Source organism: Serratia sp. PF-27 (genome assembly GCF_030053255.1).
GTDB lineage: Bacteria > Pseudomonadota > Gammaproteobacteria > Enterobacterales > Enterobacteriaceae > Serratia > Serratia bockelmannii.
Window position 1 is genome coordinate 718,165 of the sequence record NZ_JASGBT010000021.1, and the last position, 16,646, is coordinate 734,810.

Annotated in this window: 13 protein-coding genes; 10 read left to right on the forward strand and 3 right to left on the reverse strand. The window is 59.6% G+C overall.

Annotated features, from left to right (window positions below; all coding sequences use genetic code 11):
* Positions 1-8 precede the first annotated feature (8 nt).
* Together torA and QMZ29_RS18445 are read left to right on the forward strand one after the other, a co-directional pair.
* On the forward strand, positions 9-2,483 hold the full coding sequence (gene torA / locus QMZ29_RS18440) for a trimethylamine-N-oxide reductase TorA (RefSeq protein WP_060433642.1): 2,475 nt from the start codon (positions 9-11) through the stop codon (positions 2,481-2,483).
* 154 nt (positions 2,484-2,637) lie between these two features.
* Positions 2,638-3,813, forward strand: coding sequence for a sugar efflux transporter (locus tag QMZ29_RS18445; RefSeq protein ID WP_060433644.1), 1,176 nt, complete (start codon positions 2,638-2,640; stop codon positions 3,811-3,813).
* Here the strand turns inward: QMZ29_RS18445 and QMZ29_RS18450 are convergent.
* The gene (locus tag QMZ29_RS18450; RefSeq protein ID WP_019453627.1) at positions 3,810-4,064 is read right to left on the reverse strand and encodes a YkgJ family cysteine cluster protein; all 255 of its coding nucleotides are present in this window, start codon (positions 4,062-4,064) and stop codon (positions 3,810-3,812) included. The two genes, QMZ29_RS18445 and QMZ29_RS18450, sit on opposite strands and share 4 nt — an antisense overlap.
* Before the next feature lie 295 nt (positions 4,065-4,359).
* Between QMZ29_RS18450 and mtr the strand changes: the two genes are divergently transcribed.
* Complete coding sequence (gene mtr / locus QMZ29_RS18455; protein WP_025303548.1) at positions 4,360-5,604, forward strand: tryptophan permease; 1,245 nt, start codon at positions 4,360-4,362, stop codon at positions 5,602-5,604.
* Between the two features lie 126 nt (positions 5,605-5,730).
* A complete protein-coding gene (yeiP, locus tag QMZ29_RS18460) occupies positions 5,731-6,303 on the forward strand; it encodes an elongation factor P-like protein YeiP (RefSeq protein ID WP_004935725.1) in 573 nt (190 codons plus the stop codon).
* A gap of 42 nt (positions 6,304-6,345) precedes the next feature.
* On the opposite strand, the gene uxuA is transcribed toward yeiP, so the two are convergent.
* Positions 6,346-7,536, reverse strand: a complete 1,191-nt coding sequence (uxuA, locus tag QMZ29_RS18465) for a mannonate dehydratase (RefSeq protein ID WP_049208508.1) — start codon at positions 7,534-7,536, stop codon at positions 6,346-6,348.
* A 293-nt stretch (positions 7,537-7,829) separates the two neighbouring features.
* On the opposite strand from uxuA, the gene QMZ29_RS18470 reads away from it, so the two are divergent.
* Complete coding sequence (locus tag QMZ29_RS18470) at positions 7,830-9,302, forward strand: mannitol dehydrogenase family protein (RefSeq protein ID WP_049208506.1); 1,473 nt, start codon at positions 7,830-7,832, stop codon at positions 9,300-9,302.
* A 61-nt stretch (positions 9,303-9,363) separates the two neighbouring features.
* Here the strand turns inward: QMZ29_RS18470 and QMZ29_RS18475 are convergent, their stop codons facing one another.
* Complete coding sequence (locus tag QMZ29_RS18475; protein ID WP_004935734.1) at positions 9,364-9,672, reverse strand: YmdA family protein; 309 nt, start codon at positions 9,670-9,672, stop codon at positions 9,364-9,366.
* A gap of 318 nt (positions 9,673-9,990) precedes the next feature.
* On the opposite strand from QMZ29_RS18475, the gene QMZ29_RS18480 reads away from it, so the two are divergent.
* From QMZ29_RS18480 to QMZ29_RS18500, 5 genes are all read left to right on the forward strand, one after another.
* Positions 9,991-10,965, forward strand: a complete 975-nt coding sequence (locus QMZ29_RS18480; RefSeq protein WP_025303551.1) for a CobW family GTP-binding protein — start codon at positions 9,991-9,993, stop codon at positions 10,963-10,965.
* Between the two features lie 78 nt (positions 10,966-11,043).
* On the forward strand, positions 11,044-11,754 hold the full coding sequence (locus QMZ29_RS18485) for a phosphatase PAP2 family protein (RefSeq protein WP_025303552.1): 711 nt from the start codon (positions 11,044-11,046) through the stop codon (positions 11,752-11,754).
* A 410-nt stretch (positions 11,755-12,164) separates the two neighbouring features.
* On the forward strand, positions 12,165-12,740 hold the full coding sequence (gene mepS, locus QMZ29_RS18490) for a bifunctional murein DD-endopeptidase/murein LD-carboxypeptidase (RefSeq protein WP_025303553.1): 576 nt from the start codon (positions 12,165-12,167) through the stop codon (positions 12,738-12,740).
* A 412-nt stretch (positions 12,741-13,152) separates the two neighbouring features.
* Entirely contained in the window at positions 13,153-14,739 is a 1,587-nt protein-coding gene (gene pdeN, locus QMZ29_RS18495) for a cyclic di-3',5'-guanosine monophosphate phosphodiesterase PdeN (protein ID WP_025303554.1), read from the forward strand.
* An 89-nt stretch (positions 14,740-14,828) separates the two neighbouring features.
* Positions 14,829-16,637, forward strand: a complete 1,809-nt coding sequence (locus QMZ29_RS18500; protein ID WP_060433646.1) for an extracellular solute-binding protein — start codon at positions 14,829-14,831, stop codon at positions 16,635-16,637.
* Positions 16,638-16,646: the final 9 nt, after the last annotated feature.

A 16,646-nucleotide genomic window follows, 5' to 3' on the forward strand; every position in this document is an offset into this window, starting at 1 on the left:
GAAGCGCAATGAGCAACCAAAAACCGTTAACCATGAGCCGCCGCCGCTTTCTGACCGGCGCCGCCGCGCTGACCGCTGCCCCGCTGCTGGCGGGCTTATGGCCCAAAGCGGCGCTGGCGCAGGCCATCAGCGAAGCGCTGCCGCAGTTCATCGTCTTGCGTCAGGCGCAAAAAGGCATCCTGACCGGCGCCCACTGGGGCGCGTTTGAGGCCATCGTGCAGGACGGCAAGATGGTCGGCGTGCAGCCGGTGCAGGACGACCCGTATCCCAATGAGCTGATCACCATGGCGCCTTATCAGGTGCACGCCGAGAACCGCATCAAATACCCGATGGTGCGCAAAAGCTGGCTGGAAGGCGGCCCCGGCAGCCGCACCGAGCTGCGCGGCCGCGACGAGTGGGTGCGCGTCAGCTGGGACAAAGCGACCGAGCTGGTGTGCAATGAGATCACCCGCCTGCAGAAAGATCACGGCCCGCAGTCGATCTACGCCGGTTCCTACGGCTGGAAAAGCGTCGGCATGCTGCACAACAGCCGCACGCTGCTGCAGCGCCTGATGAACCTGACCGGCGGCTTCCTCGGCTACGCCGGCGACTACTCCACCGGCGCGGCGCAGGTGATCATGTCGCACGTGGTCGGCTCGATGGAGGTCTACGAACAGCAGACCGCCTGGCCGAACGTGATCGAAAACAGCGAGCTGGTGATCCTGTGGGGCTGCAACCCGATGGTCACGCTGAAAAACAGCTGGAACGTGCCGGATCACGTCGGCCAGACCGGCTTCGAGGCGCTGAAGAAAAAAGGCACCCGGGTGATCAGCATCGATCCGGTGCACAACGACAGCGCCAAGTTCGTCAATGCGCAGTGGATCGCTCCGCGCCCTTACACCGACGGCGCCATGCTGATCGGCATCGCCCACACGCTGCTGACCGAGAAGCTGCATAATCCGGACTTCCTGAAAACCTATACCGTCGGCTTCGACAAGTTCCAGGCCTACCTGCTGGGCGAGAGCGACGGCGTGGCGAAAACCGCCGAATGGGCGGCCGACATCAGCGGCGTCGATGCCGACACGCTACGCGGTCTGGCGCGCGAAATGGCGAAGCATCGCACCATGATCATGGGCGGCTGGGGCATTCAGCGCCAGCACCACGGCGAACAGCAGCACTGGCTGCTGGTGACGGTGGCGGCGATGCTCGGCCAGATCGGCCTGCCGGGCGGCGGCTTCGGCTTCAGCTACCACTATTCGTCCGGCGGCAGCCCGACCGCCAAGGGTGGCATCATCGCCGGCATCTCCGCCGGCAATGCGCCGAAGAACTCGCCGGCGCCGATCCCGGTGGCGCGCATCGCCGAATGCCTGAGCAACCCAGGCAAAACCATCGACTTCAACGGCGCCAAGGTCACCTACCCCGAGGTGAAAATGGTGTATGTGGCGGGCGGCAACACCTTCCACCAGCATCAGGACACCAACAACCTGGTCAAAGCCTGGCAGCGGCCGGACACCATCGTGGTCAACGAGCCTTATTGGACCGCCACCGCCAAGCATGCCGATATCGTGCTGCCGGCCACCACCAGCTACGAGCGCAACGATCTGGAGATGGGGGGCGACTATTCACAGCTCTACGTGTTCCCGATGCATCAATGCGTGCCGCCGCAGCACGAATCGCGCAGTGACTTCGACATCTTCTCGGCGATGGCGGCCAGGCTGGGCGTGCAGGAGGCCTTTACCGAGGGCAAGGATGAAACCCAGTGGCTGAAAGGCATGTATGACGACATGAAAAACCAGGCGCGCGCCGCGCGGGTGGCGCTGCCGCCGTTCGACATGTTCTGGCAATCCAATAACTACGTGCGTTTCCCGGTGCCCGAGGCCAATAAGCAGTGGGTGCGCTTCGCCGATTATCGTGACAACCCGCTGCTGAACCCGCTGGGCACGCCGTCGGGCAAGATCGAGATCTACTCCGACGCGATCGCCAAAATGCATTATGCGGATTGCCCCGGCATCCCGACCTGGATGCCGCCGCACGAGTGGTATCGCGGGCCGGAAGCGGCCAAGTATCCGCTGTCGCTCAATACCGCGCACCCGACCAACCGGCTGCACTCTCAGCTCGACAACACGCCGCTGCGCGAGAAATACGCGGTAGCGGATCGTGAAGCGATCCTGATCCACCCGCAGGACGCGCAGCCGCGCGGCATCAGTGGCGGCGATCTGGTACGGGCGTACAACGATCGCGGCCAGATCCTGGTGGGCGCGGTGGTCAGCGAAGACGTGCGGCCCGGCGTGGTGCGCATCAGCGAAGGCGCCTGGTTCGATCCGGCCGATCCGGCGCAGCCCGGCTCGCTGTGCAAGAACGGTAACGTCAACTGCCTGACCTTCGACATCGGCTCTTCCAGCCTGGCGCAGGGCAACTGCGGGCAGATGGCGCAGCTGCAGATCGAGAAATATCAGGGGCCGGCGCTGAAAAATACCGCGCACGCGGTGCCGCAAGGCGCCTGATTTACCGGCAAGCAAGGGGGCGCAACGCGCCCCTTTTTTCTCGTCGCCGCGCGACATATCCGTTTACCCTTCGCCGCAAAGGAGCGGTTTGCGTTTCATTTCAACGGGCGTATGATGCGCGCGACCTTCCTTTTTCGACGAATTCTCAACCACCATGCCGACTTCATCCGCAGTAACGCGACGCGCGCCCGATCTCACTTCGCTGGCCTTTTTGGCGGTGGCGTTTCTTACCGGCATCGCCGGCGCCCTGCAAACCCCGACGCTGAGCCTGTTTCTGGAAACCGAGGTCAAGGTGCGGCCGGCGCTGGTCGGGCTGTTCTTTACCGGCAGCGCGGTGATCGGCATTCTGGTCAGCCAGTTTCTCGCCGGCCGCTCGGATAAAAAAGGCGACCGCAAATCACTGATTTTTCTCTGTTGCATGCTGGGTGCGCTGGGGTTCACGCTGTTCGCCTGGAGCCGCAACTATTACCTGCTGCTGCTCGTCGGCGTACTGCTCACCAGCTTCGGTTCCACCGCTAACCCGCAAATGTTCGCTCTGGCGCGCGAACACGCCGATCGCACCGGCCGCGAGGCGGTCATGTTCACCTCCATCATGCGCGCCCAGGTCTCGCTCGCCTGGGTCATTGGCCCGCCGATCGCCTTCGCGCTGGCGCTGGGCTTCGGCTTCAAGGCCATGTATCTGGCGGGCGCGGCGGCCTTTGTGCTGTGCGGCCTGCTGGTGTGGAAACGGCTGCCTTCCATGCCGAAAACTGCCGCGGCGAGTGCGCCCCTGGCCGCACCGCGCCAGCATCGCCGCGATGCGCTACTGCTGTTTGGCGCCAGCACTTTGATGTGGACCGCCAACAGCATGTACCTGATCAACATGCCGCTGTATATGGTGCACGAACTGCGGCTGCCGGAGCGGCTGGTCGGCGTGCTGATGGGCACCGCCGCCGGGCTGGAAATCCCGATCATGCTGATCGCCGGTCTGGTGGCGAAACGCTGCGGCAAGCGTTGTTTGATGCTAGGTGCCGCCGTCGCCGGCGTATTGTTCTATTGCAGCCTGCTGTTTATCACCGGCAGTTGGCAACTCATCGCCCTGCAGCTGCTGAATGCGGCGTTTATCGGCGTGCTGGCGGGGATCGGCATGCTCTACTTCCAGGATTTGATGCCCGGCCAGGCCGGCACGGCCACCACGCTGTTCACCAACACCATTCGGGTCGGCTGGGTCATTGCCGGCGCCATCGCCGGTGCGGTGGCGGAAATCTGGAACTACCATGCGGTATTTTACGCCGCGCTGGCGATGGCGGCAGGTGCGACGCTGTGTCTGTGGAAGCTGAGGGAAGTTTAGGGCGCGGTGTCCGCTTCCAGCCTGGCGAGGTAGATCAGCGCCTGATCGCGGTGATCGTGGCACATATCGCGGCTCGGCTGCAGGCTGCCGCACACTTTCGGCCGCAGCGGCGAATGAAACAGGCCGCAGCGCAGCTGTTCATCCAGATGAATGCAGCGGGTATTGGCGGGCTTGCCGTTCGGCATGCCGGGGATCGGGCTGGATATTGACGGCGCGATACAGCAGGCGCCGCAGTCGCTGCGACAGTCCATCAGCGCTACTCCTGGTGGGCTGGGGAAAAGAAGCGCGACAATAGCAGCCGCGCGCGGTGGCCGCCAGCAGAATCCCTGCGCCCCTGCGATCTTTACACTCGTCCCGCAACCGTCTTACCCCGCCTGATTCGCCGCCTGATTCGCCGCCTGATTCGCCGCCTGGCGAGTAAACGCCCAAAAAGCCGCAATTTAAAGACAAAAACGCGTGAAACGTGCAATCCCCCCGCTTTACATGCGCCATGCACCCATGTACCATTGAGCTAGTACAAAAGAACTTCTTCCATCAGGAGCACGCATGTCTACGGACACCATCCAGAAGCTAGCCCGCCCTTCCGTCCTCGGCGGCGCGATGATCATTGCCGGAACCGCCGTTGGCGCCGGCATGTTTTCCATTCCGATCGTCACTTCCGGTGTCTGGTTCAGCGGCTCCGTCGCGCTGCTGGTGTATACCTGGGCCTGCATGTTGCTTTCCGGCCTGATGATCCTCGAAGCCACGCTGCACTACCCGAGCGGCGCCAGCTTCAACACCATGGTCAAGGATCTGCTGGGTAAGGGCTGGAACGCCGTGAACGGCCTGTCGGTGGCGTTCGTACTCTACATCCTGACCTACGCCTATATCTCCGCCGGCGGCTCGATTATCGCGCATACGCTGGAGGGCATCGTCGGCGTCGGCCAGACCACCGCCGGCCTGGTCTTCGCACTGGTCGTGGCGTTTATCGTCTGGCTCTCCACCCGCGCGGTCGACCGCCTGAGCACCATTCTGATCGGCGGCATGGTGATCACCTTCGTGATGTCCGTGGGCGACATGTTCACCCACGTGCAGCCCGCGGTGCTGTTCAACACCGGCGATGACCAGGCCAGCTATCTGCCTTACGCCCTGGCGGCGCTGCCTTACCTGCTGACCTCGTTCGGCTACCACGGCAACATTCCCGGGCTGGTGAAGTACTACCACAAGGACAGCAGCTCCGTGGTGCGCAGCCTGGTGTACGGCACCCTGCTGGCATTGGCTATCTACATCCTGTGGCAGTATGTGATTCAGGGCAATATCGCGCGCGATGCCTTTAAGCAGGTGATCGCCGAAGGCGGCAATATCGGCAGCCTGCTCAAGCAAATGGGCAACGTCTCCAGCAGCCAGACCGTCAGCCAACTGCTGAACGCCTTCTCCTATATGGCGCTGGCCAGCTCGTTCCTCGGCGTGTCGCTGGGCCTGTTCGACTACCTGGCGGACTTCTGCAAGTTCAAGGATGACGCCGTCGGGCGCAGCAAGACCGCGCTGGTGACCTTTGTGCCGCCGACCCTGGCCGCGCTGCTGTTCCCGAACGGTTTTCTGTACGCCATCGGCTTTGCCGGGCTGGCGGCCACCATCTGGGCGGTGATCGTGCCGGCGCTGATGGCGCGCGCCAGCCGCCGCCGCTATCCGCAGGCGGGTTACCGCGCACCGGGCGGTAACGGCGTGATCCTGTTCGTCATCCTGTTCGGCTTGATCAACGCCGCCGCGCATATTCTGTCGCTTTTCGGCCTGCTGCCGGTCTTCCACTAATCCCCGACGGGAGGGCGGCCGCCCTCCCTTTCCCGCACTGTTTTTGCGCCGGGCTATTGCCTGAAATCGGTGGCGCGAGTACCTTGTCGCAACTTCTCTAATACTCTTCATTGCGGATGAATTGAAATGGCAAGAGCTAACGAAATTAAACGCGGCATGGCGATCAGCTACAACGGCAAGCTGCTGCTGGTAAAAGATATCGACGTGCAGAGCCCGAGCGCCCGCGGCGCCAGCACCCTGTACAAAATGCGCTTCTCCGACGTGCGCACCGGCCTGAAAGTGGAAGAACGCTTCAAGGGCGACGATATCCTGGACACCATTTCCCTGTCGCGCCGCAAGGTGAACTTCTCCTATATCGACGGCGAAGAATACGTGTTTATGGATGACGAAGATTACACGCCGTACATCTTCAAGAAAGACCAGATCGAAGACGAGCTGCTGTTCATTCCGGAAGGCGGCCTGCCGGGCATGCAGGTGCTGACGCTGGATGGCCAGGTGCTGGCGCTGGAGCTGCCGCAGACCGTAGATATGGAAATCGTCGAGACCGCGCCGGGCATCAAAGGCGCTTCCGCCAGCGCCCGCAACAAACCGGCCACCATGGCGACCGGTCTGGTGATCCACGTGCCGGAATACCTCAGCGCCGGCGACAAAATTCGCATTCATATCGCCGAACGCCGCTACATGAGCCGCGCTGACTAGTCGCGCCAGCGGGGCCGAGTCTCGGCCCCGTTTCATTTTCCGCTACGGCAATTCCGGGAAAAAGCGCCGCTTGAGCGCCAGCTCGACGCCGCGCAGCTCCGCCAGCCCTTTCAACCGCCCGATGGCCGAATAGCCCGGATTGGTTTTCTTTTTCAAATCGTCCAGCATCTGATGCCCATGATCGGGGCGCATCGGGATCGGCCGCCGATCGCCGGCCCGTTGCCGACGCAGCTCTTCGGTCAGGATCGCTTCGATCACCGCCACCATGTCCACATCGCCCTGCAGGTGCGCCCCCTCGTGGAAGCTTTTCGGGTTCTCCTCGCGGCAGGTGGCGCGCAGGTGGGTGAAGTGAATGCGATCGCCGAAGGTTTCAATCATCCGCACCAGATCGTTGTCGGCGCGCACGCCGTAGGAACCGGTGCACAGGGTGAAACCGTTATGAATGCTGTCGACGGTCTGCTTCAGCCACTGCATGTCTTCAATCGTGGAGACGATGCGCGGCAGGCCGAGGATCGGCCGCGGCGGATCGTCGGGATGCACCGCCAGCCGGATGCCGGCCTCTTCCGCCACCGGCACGATGGCGCGCAGAAAGATCGCCATGTTTTCGCGCAATTGCGCCTTGTCGATGCCGTCGTATTCCGCCAGGCGGCGGCGGAACTGATCCAGCGTATAGCCTTCTTCCGCTCCCGGCAGGCCGGCGATGATATTGCCGGTCAGCGTGGCTTTCTCCTCCTCGCTCATGGCGGCGAAATAGGCTGCCGCCTGACTGCGCTCTTGCGGCGTATAGTCCACCTCGGCGCCGGCGCGCTGCAGGATATGCAGCTCGAACGCGGCGAAGGCGATCTGATCGAAACGCAGCGCTTTGGCGCCGTCCGGCAGCGAATAGGCCAGATCGGTGCGCGTCCAGTCGAGGATCGGCATGAAGTTATAGCAGACGGTATCGATGCCACAGACCGCCAGGTTGCGCAGCGTCTGCTGGTAATGGGCGATATGCCGCTGCCAGTCACCGCTGTGAGTTTTGATTTCCTCATGCACCGGCACGCTCTCCACCACCGACCACACCAGTCCTTTTTCCGCCAGTAACGTCTGGCGCGCGCGGATCTCATCAATCGGCCAGACTTCGCCGTTCGCGATATGATGCAGCGCCGTCACGACTCCGGTCGCCCCGGCCTGACGCACATCATCCAAAGAGACCGGATCGTTCGGGCCATACCAACGCCATGTTTGTTCCATGTTTTGTCCTTATGCCTGTCTCGCATCGCGATGTTGTTATACCAGTTTAACGTAGATGTCAGTTACCTTTAAGGTACTCTTTCGCAACGCGCTGTCAAAAGTGAACCGCGCATTGGTTGATCCACTTCACGATTTTGGCTTATTTTGGACTGACCAATTCCTTTAACTTGTCGACAGACCTACACTGGTCGCAGTTTTTTATCGCCGGCGCCACCCTGCCCATACGGCGGCAAACTGGTCCGCTAACTTGATGCAAGTGGCCCGCCAGCTGTCCTACACGCTTTGGAGATGAGATGAAAACGATCGCCAACACCCCGCTACCGGGCACCGTCCGGCAACCGAACTATGATCGCCGTGCCCTGCGCAGCCGTATCGTGCACCTGGGTTTCGGCGCTTTCCACCGCGCACATCAAGCGCTGCTGACGGATCGGGTATTGAACGCCCAGGGCGGCGACTGGGGCATTTGCGAAATCAGCCTGTCTGGCGGCGTGCCGCTGTTTGAGGCGCTGCGGCAGCAGGATCATCTGTACAGCGTGCTGGAGAAAGGCGCGGACGGCCATCAGGCCATTGTGATCGGCGCGGTGCATGAAAGCCTGCACCGCAAGCTGGAGGGCATCGCCGCAGTGCTGGAGAAGCTGGCAGAGCCGCAGGTGGCAATCGTCTCGATGACCATCACCGAAAAAGGCTACTGCATCGAGCCCGGCAACGGGCAACTGGATTGGCAGCATCCGGGGATCGTCGCCGATCTGGCGGCGCCGCATCAGCCGCAGACCGTGCCCGGCATTGTGGTAGAGGCGCTGCGGCTGCGGCGCGAACGCGGCCTGCCCGCCTTTTCCCTGCTCTCCTGCGACAATATTCCGGAGAACGGCCACGTGCTGCGCCGGGCGGTGCTCGATCTGGCGCAGGCGCGGGATCCGTCGCTCGCCGATTGGATCGCCGCCGCCGCCACCTTCCCCTGCACCATGGTGGACCGCATCGTGCCGGCCGCCACGCCGACTACGCTGGATGAGATCGCCGCCGCGCTGGGCGGCGTGCGCGACGAATGCGCTATCGCCTGCGAGCCCTTCATTCAATGGGTGGTGGAAGACCACTTCGTCGCCGGACGCCCGGCGTGGGAGCTGGCCAGCGCCCAGTTGGTCAGCGATGTACTGCCGTTTGAACACATGAAGCTGCGCATGCTGAACGGCAGCCACTCGTTCCTGGCTTATCTCGGCTACCTGGGCGGCTACCGCTATATCAACGAGTGCATGGCGGATGAGCACTACCGTCGCGCCGCCCTGCGATTGATGCTGGACGAACAGGCCCCGACGCTGAGCGTCACCGGCATCAGTCTGGCCGACTACGCCGCACAGCTTATCGCGCGCTTCAGCAATCCGGCGCTGCAACACCTCACCTGGCAGATCGCCATGGACGGTTCGCAGAAGCTACCGCAGCGTCTGCTGGACGCCGTGCGCTGGCATCTGCGGCACGGCGGCGACTATAGCGGGCTGGCGCTGGGCGTGGCGGGCTGGATGCGTTACATCGGCGGCGTCGATGACGCCGGACAGCCGATCGACATTCGCGATCCGCTGGCAGATGTGCTGCAACAGACTGTCGCCGCCACGCCGGACGATCGGCGGCGCGTAACGGCGCTGCTGGCGCTCAAACCGGTGTTCGGCGAAGCGCTGGCGACGCATGGGGGGTTTACCGACGCAGTGACGCAAGCCTATTTGTCACTGCGCGATCGCGGTGCGCGTGAAACGGTGAAGGAGTGGGTGAAGCGGTGAAGTGCCTGCAGGCTGAGAATAACCATGCCGACGTAACGTTACGCCGGCATGGCGGAACGACTTAACGATAAACGACCGTCATAACAGCAAGTTTCTTCTGTTGGTCTACCCACTTCATTTCGGTTGTGCCAAGATTCAGCGGAAGTTCTTTGCGTGTAGTATCAAAACCTGACAACGCTTGCTGGGCCTGATAATGCTGGCCGTTGCGGTAACATTGCGTATTCGCCTTAGAATCTGCAATCTTGACCGTGCAAGGACTTTCAACGATAGAGCCGACGAAGCGAATTACCCCGCCGGCCACTCCTGCCTGACTCACTGCCGTCCATGAAAACAACATTCCTACGATCAAAAATAACCGAAAGGTATTCATGGCAACCTCATTTTTAGTTAAGCCAATTTAACCATAGAGGATCTTGTTAGGAATAATCGCAAGGAAAGGGACAGGATTTGATCGTTAATCGCGTCATTAACAATGTAAAAACAAGCTACTAACAAAAGTTAACCGTATCTAATACAGGGTTTTATCTAAGAATTTTCTTGCAAAGAAAGGTGGATTTTATCGGTTGAAAAGCGCAGGGTGACGTGCAAAATTTGCGAGATAGAGCACAAATTAAATCGCGGTCGTTTCACCGATACGGCTGCGTAACTCATTTATTAAGCAGGTTAATTTTTGCGCCAGGAATGATTAATGACCAAAACCAATTTGATTACCGGTTTCCTCGGCAGCGGTAAAACCACCACTATCCGCCATTTGCTGGCTCATAAACCCGAACATGAACGCTGGGCGGTATTGGTCAATGAATTCGGCGAGATCGGCATCGACGGCGCGCTGCTGGCGGACAGCGGCGCGGTGCTCAAAGAGATCCCCGGCGGTTGCATGTGCTGCGTCAACGGCCTGCCGATGCAGGTGGGCTTGAATATGCTGTTGCAACAGGCCAAACCGGACCGGCTGCTGATCGAGCCGACCGGGCTAGGACACCCGAAGCAAATCCTGTCGCTGCTGACCCAGGAGAGCTATGCCGGCTGGATCGATCTGCAGGCCACGCTGTGCCTGCTGGATGCCCGCCAGCTTAGCCAACCCCGCTACCGCGACAACGAAAATTTCCGCGATCAGCTGGCCGCGGCCGACGTTATTCTGGCCAGCAAAAACGACACCTATCAACCACAAGACAGACTGGCGCTGGAAGCCTGGAGGGCGCAAGATTCGCTGCAGCGGCCCTGCTACGCCATCGCGCAAGGCGAAGCAGATGTCGCGCTGTTGTCACTTCCTCGCACAAATCGTACAGAATTGCCGGACGCGCAGCATCATCATGGTCAGGCGAAAAAGCAGGGACTGGCGGCGCTGCGGCTGCCGGAACACGCCCGTTGGCGGCGAGCGCTGAACGAAGGGCAAGGCTTCACCAGCTGCGGCTGGATTTTTGACGGCGACACCCGGTTCGATACCGTCGGTTTCATGGAATGGGTGCGGCTGGCGCCGGTCGAACGAATCAAAGGCGTGGTGCGCATCCCCGAAGGCACATTGCTGATCAATCGCCAGGGGCAGGATCTCAACATCGAAACCCGCCCGCTCGCACCGCTCGACAGCCGAATTGAACTGATCCACAGCGAAAATGCCGATTGGAACGCCCTGCAATCCGCCTTGTTTAAGATTCGTTTAAGTTAAACCCCGTACCGTTGCTCCCCGGTTGTCGCAGGGCAACCAGGTTTTGTTTCGTTTTCATTTTTCCAACAGGTTTATGTCATGACACGCCGCAATTTACCCTTCATTCTCTTCTTCAATTTACTGGGCGTTGCGCTGTTTCTGTCCTGGTTCCTGCCGGCCAATCACGGCGGCTGGTTTACCCTGGATTCGGCGATCTTCTTCTTCTTTAACCGCCATCTGGCCACCGACCCGGCGTTTTTGCACCTGGTCGCCATCACCAACAACCGCGCGTTCGACGCGATCTCGCTGCTCGCCATGGGGCTGCTGTATCTGTACTTTTATCTGAAGCAGGACGCCGCCGGCCGCCGCCGTCTGGTGATCACCGGCGTGGTGATGCTGCTGACCGCCGTGGTGCTGAACCAGCTTGGCCATCTGCTGCCGGTGAAGCATCCGAGCCCCACCCTGACCTTTGACAATATCAATCGCGTCAGCGAACTGACCGGCATCCCCACTAAGGACGCTTCCGGCGACAGCTTCCCCGGCGACCACGGCATGATGCTGATTATTTTTTCCTGCTTTATGCTGCGCTATTTCGGCCGCGGCGCCTTTGCCATCGCCCTGCTGATTACGCTGGTCTTCTCATTGCCACGCGTGATGATTGGCGCCCACTGGTTTACCGATATCGCCGTCGGCTCGCTGTCCGTGGTGCTGGTTGGTGCCAGCTGGGTGCTGATGACGCCTTGCAGCGACTGGATCGTCGATCGGTTGAACCGCCTGTTGCCCGGCAAGCACCGTCCCAGCCAACCATAATATGCATTTATGACTCATACCGGGAGGTGCCCGCCTCCCGGCCTTTCCCCCTTCGCCGAGCGCAAAATGTCGCCACCAGTCGTTAACGCTTTTGCAACCTGATTTCACGCCAGATTCATACATCGGACAATTGGCGTTTTTTATATGAAGATTTACATTATGTTACATCACAAATTCATATAAAAAAGACGGGAAAAAGGCTCGCAATCCCCTATTTGTTCCGGTAATCTCAGATGCGTTTGTGCCTGGTTTAAGTCGAATCAGTATGGAATCCGATAAAAATGTGCGTTCTCGCACGTTTTCAACGGTAACTGGTTGTCGATGCAACAGGTGCGGACTAGGCTCGTTCCGTTTGGCATTTTTCAGGTAGCGACTTTCGTCGTTAAGGACTTCAAGGGAAAACAACAACAATGGTCAAATCTCAACCGTTTCTGAGATATTTTTTGCGGGTAGTCCCTGCAATTGCCGCTGCGGTTATGCTGTCAGCGTGCAGCTCGACTCACACTTCGAACTTGAATAACGCACAAACTGAGATGCGTGCAGTTAATGACAAAGACGGTCTTTTACTGCAAGCCTCTCAGGATGAATTCGAAGCGATGGTCCGCAACGTTGACGTCAAGTCAAAGATTATGGATCAGTACGCGGACTGGAAAGGCGTTCGCTACCGCTTAGGCGGTGACACCAAGCGCGGCATCGATTGCTCGGCGTTTGTACAGCGCACCTTCCGCGAACAGTTCGGTATGGATTTACCGCGTTCTACCTATGAACAGGAAGATCTCGGCAAGAAAATCCAGCGCACCAAGCTGCGCGCCGGCGATTTAGTGCTGTTCCGCGCCGGTTCTACCGGGCGCCATGTCGGCATCTATTTAGGTAACGATCAGTTCGTTCACGCTTCTACCAGCAGTGGCGTCATGATTTCCAAGCTGACCGATAACTATTGGAATAAACGTTATCGAGAAGCACGCCGAGTGTTGACCAACGGCTGACGGCGCAACGCCCTGAAGATCCTGAATACCAAACGAGCGATAAGCGCCGCCTACGGGCGGCGTTTTTTTTGGCTGTCAAATGGGTATCATCAAGATTGATCCCTGCCTTATCGTCACCGTTCCCCACTTAACACTGCCGCACGTCGTTATTTTGATAAACTGTTGGCAGGAAATCGCGCCATCGAGGAAAAACTCGCCTATTATCGTCAGATGACGGCAACGGCGCCCCGGCGTTATTTAAAACGTTTCCGCTTAAAATAGGCGCATTATATTTCTGTCGGCGACGTCGCGTATTTAAACGGCGCCGCCGGTTGGTTCGGGATAAAAAGTCAAAAATGAAAAAAAAGCCGTTTGCACAATCCATTAACTGGCTGTGCGACACCCCTGACGCCCGGTTGCAGAGGACTCGGTTATGGGCTTGAAAAGAGCTTTTGCCCGCAGCGTGTCTCACCGACAGCGCAGCCTGGCTAAAAGCGGTGTCGCTGCCCTGGTATTTTTTACGCTCTTCACTGCGGTCACGCTTTCTTTGATCAACCACCAGCGCACGCAATATCAACACAAGGTCGAAGCGCGTACGCAAAAATTCACGCTGGGTTATATCTCGCACCTGACGGCAGTGATGCAGCAAATGATGCCGCTGCTGGACAAGCCTTGCCTCTCCAGCCAGTCGGATATTACCTACCAAGCGGCCTTTACCAGCGGCGTGCGCACCTTCCTGTTGGTAAAAGGCGGCTACGCCTATTGCTCTTCCGCCACCGGTGACATGATGTTGCCGATGAAAAATCTCTACCAGGAAATCGACTGGGATCTGCCTTTGGATCTGAAGCTGCAGCAGGGCACGCCGATCGTACCGAACAAACCGGCGGTTGCGGTTTGGCTGCGGCATCCCGGCGAAAAGGCCACCGGCATCCTCGCTACGTTGGACATCGATCTGATGCCCTACTTACTGTTCACCTCGCATGACGAACAGGCGCCGGGCATCGCCATCGTGATGGGCAACCGCGCCCTGACCACCTTCAGCCCAAACCTGATGCCGGTCGATCAACTGCCGAAAGGCAAGGCGGATACCCTGACGATGCCCAATCTGCCGCTGACCATCCTGTTCTACAACGAGAAACTGACGCCCAATGACATTCGCCTGACGCTGCTGGGCAGCCTGGTGCTGTCGCTGATGATTGGCGTGCTCTGCTACTATATGCTGCTGTTGCGGCAAAGCCCGGAGCGTGCGCTGCTGCGCGGCATCAAGCGCAACGAGTTCTTTATCGAATACCAGCCGGTGTTCCATACCGACAGCAACAGCATTGGTGGGCTGGAAGCGCTGATCCGCTGGCAGCATCCGCTCGAGGGCCGCATCCCGCCCGATGTCTTTATCCCCTACGCCGAAAGCAACGGGCTGATCGTGCCGCTTACCCGCCATCTGTTCAGGCTGATCGCCGAAGATGCGCCGCAGCTCGCCAAAGCGCTGCCACGGGGAGGCAAAGTCGGTCTCAATATTTCCCCTGCCCACCTTAGCGCGCCGTCGTTCCATCAGGACGTGTATGAACTACTGACGCAGCTGCCGGGCGATTACTTTACGCTGGTGTTTGAAATCACCGAACGCGGCATGGTGGAAGAAGAGAGCGCGCTGGCGGAGTTCGACTGGCTGCACAAACAGGGTATCGAGATCGCGGTGGACGATTTCGGCACCGGGCACAGCGCGTTGATCTATCTTGAGCGCTTCACCATGGATTACCTGAAGATCGATCGCGGCTTCGTCAACACCATCGGCCAGGATACGGTCACCGCGCCGGTGCTGGATGCGGTGATCTCGCTGGCGAAAAAGCTGAAAATGCTGACGGTGGCCGAGGGCGTGGAAACCGCCGAGCAGATGCAGTTCCTGCAAGAACACGGCGTCAACTTCATGCAGGGCTACTACTTCAGCAAGCCGCTGAGCATCGATGATTTCGTCGCTTACTGCAATGCTAATCAGGTCTTTGATTATCAGGAAAAAAATAGTTAATCTTTAGGCAACTTTACCCTACGCCCACCCGAAGAATGTTATGCTGGGCGCAGGTTGTACCTTATTCCACAGCAGGAGCTTACCGTCCGATGTCCGTGCGCATTTTCGCTGCTCTGGTGCTCTCGGCACTGAGTTTCGGTCTGCAGGCCGAAGCCCTCAACGAAAGCTACGCTTTCGCCCTGCTCGGTGAACCGAAATACGCCACCGACTTCAGCCATTTCGACTACGTCAACCCGGCGGCGCCCAAAGGCGGCGACGTACGGCTGGCGGCCATCGGCACCTACGACAACTTCAACCGTTTCGCTACCCGCGGCGTACCCGGCGAGCGCACGATGGAGCTGTACGATACGCTGTTCACCAACTCCGACGACGAACCCGGCAGCTATTACCCGTTGATTGCCGAATCGGCCCGTTTCCCGGCCGACATGCGCTGGATGGAATTGGATATCAACGCCCGCGCCCGCTTCCAGGACGGCAGCCCGATCACCGCCGCCGACGTGGCCTTTACTTTCAATAAATTCATGACCGAAGGCGTACCGCAGTTTCGCTCCTTTTACAAAGGCGTTACGGTCAAGGCCATTTCCCGGCTGACGGTGCGCATCGAGCTGCCTAAGGCAAATCGCGATCAAATCCTCAGCCTGCTCAGCCTGCGCGTATTGCCGGAAAGCTTCTGGAAAAACCATAAGCTCAACGAACCGCTCAGCACCCCGCCGCTCGCCAGCGGCCCGTACAAAATCGGCGATTACCGCCTCGGCCAGTACATCACCTATCAGCGGGTGCGCGACTACTGGGCCGCCAACCTACCGGTGAATCGCGGCCGCTATAACTTCGACAGCATTCGCTACGATTATTACCTGGACGATAAAGTGGCGCTGGAAGCCTTCAAGGCCGGCGCTTATGATTTCCGCATCGAGCCGTCGCCCAAGAGCTGGGCCACCCAGTATCAGGGCGGTAATTTCGCGCGCAACTACATCATCAAACAGGACGAAACCAACCAGGCGGCACAGAATACCCGCTGGCTGGCGTTTAACCTGCAAAAACCGCTGTTCGCCGATCGTCGGGTACGGGAAGCGATCGGCCTGGCTTTCGACTTCAACTGGATGAACAAAGCGCTGTATTACAACGCCTATCAGCGCGCCGACAGCTATTTCCAAAACACCGCCTACGCCGCCCGCGGCTACCCGGACGCCGCTGAACTGGCCTTGCTGGCGCCGCTCAAAGGCCAGATACCGCCAGAGGTGTTTACCAGCATCTACCAACCGCCCTCCTCCGACGGCAGCGGCAACGATCGGCAAAACCTGCTGAAGGCGACCCAACTGCTGAAAGAAGCCGGTTGGGTGGTCAAAAATCAAAAGTTAGTCAACGCGAAAACCGGCCAGCCGTTCACCTTTGAATTGATGCTGCTGAGCGGCAGCAACTTCCAGTACGTGTTGCCGTTCCGCCACAACCTGCAGCGGTTGGGCATCGAGATGCAAATCCGCGAGGTCGACGCCTCGCAATATACGCGCCGCATGCGCGAGCGCGATTTCGACATGATGTCGACGGTGTACATGGCGATGCCGTTCCCCAGCGCCGATCTGCAAATCCTGTGGGATTCGCAGTACATCGATTCCAGTTACAACACGGCCGGCGTCAAAGACCCGGCGGTCGACAGCCTGGTGAGACAAATCGCCGCCCATCAAGGCGACGAAAAAGCCCTGCTGCCGCTCGGCCGCGCGCTGGACCGGGTGCTGACCTGGAACAACTACATGCTGCCGATGTGGTACTCCAACCACGATCGCTATGCCTATTGGGACAAATTCTCCACGCCGTCGATCCGCCCGGCCTATGCGATCGGCTTCGACAACTGGTGGTACGACGTCAACAAGGCGGCGCGCTTACCGGCTCAGCGGCAATAAGGAGTCGGA

Excerpts from the sequence above, each read along its gene's own strand:
- torA (WP_060433642.1), top strand. The coding sequence starts at position 9 with ATGAGCAACCAAAAACCGTTAACCATGAGCCGCCGCCGCTTTCTGACC.
- QMZ29_RS18445 (WP_060433644.1), top strand. The coding sequence starts at position 2,638 with ATGCCGACTTCATCCGCAGTAACGCGACGCGCGCCCGATCTCACTTCG.
- QMZ29_RS18450 (WP_019453627.1), bottom strand. The coding sequence starts at position 4,064 with ATGGACTGTCGCAGCGACTGCGGCGCCTGCTGTATCGCGCCGTCAATA.
- mtr (WP_025303548.1), top strand. The coding sequence starts at position 4,360 with ATGTCTACGGACACCATCCAGAAGCTAGCCCGCCCTTCCGTCCTCGGC.
- yeiP (WP_004935725.1), top strand. The coding sequence starts at position 5,731 with ATGGCAAGAGCTAACGAAATTAAACGCGGCATGGCGATCAGCTACAAC.
- uxuA (WP_049208508.1), bottom strand. The coding sequence starts at position 7,536 with ATGGAACAAACATGGCGTTGGTATGGCCCGAACGATCCGGTCTCTTTG.
- QMZ29_RS18470 (WP_049208506.1), top strand. The coding sequence starts at position 7,830 with ATGAAAACGATCGCCAACACCCCGCTACCGGGCACCGTCCGGCAACCG.
- QMZ29_RS18475 (WP_004935734.1), bottom strand. The coding sequence starts at position 9,672 with ATGAATACCTTTCGGTTATTTTTGATCGTAGGAATGTTGTTTTCATGG.
- QMZ29_RS18480 (WP_025303551.1), top strand. The coding sequence starts at position 9,991 with ATGACCAAAACCAATTTGATTACCGGTTTCCTCGGCAGCGGTAAAACC.
- QMZ29_RS18485 (WP_025303552.1), top strand. The coding sequence starts at position 11,044 with ATGACACGCCGCAATTTACCCTTCATTCTCTTCTTCAATTTACTGGGC.
- mepS (WP_025303553.1), top strand. The coding sequence starts at position 12,165 with ATGGTCAAATCTCAACCGTTTCTGAGATATTTTTTGCGGGTAGTCCCT.
- pdeN (WP_025303554.1), top strand. The coding sequence starts at position 13,153 with ATGGGCTTGAAAAGAGCTTTTGCCCGCAGCGTGTCTCACCGACAGCGC.
- QMZ29_RS18500 (WP_060433646.1), top strand. The coding sequence starts at position 14,829 with ATGTCCGTGCGCATTTTCGCTGCTCTGGTGCTCTCGGCACTGAGTTTC.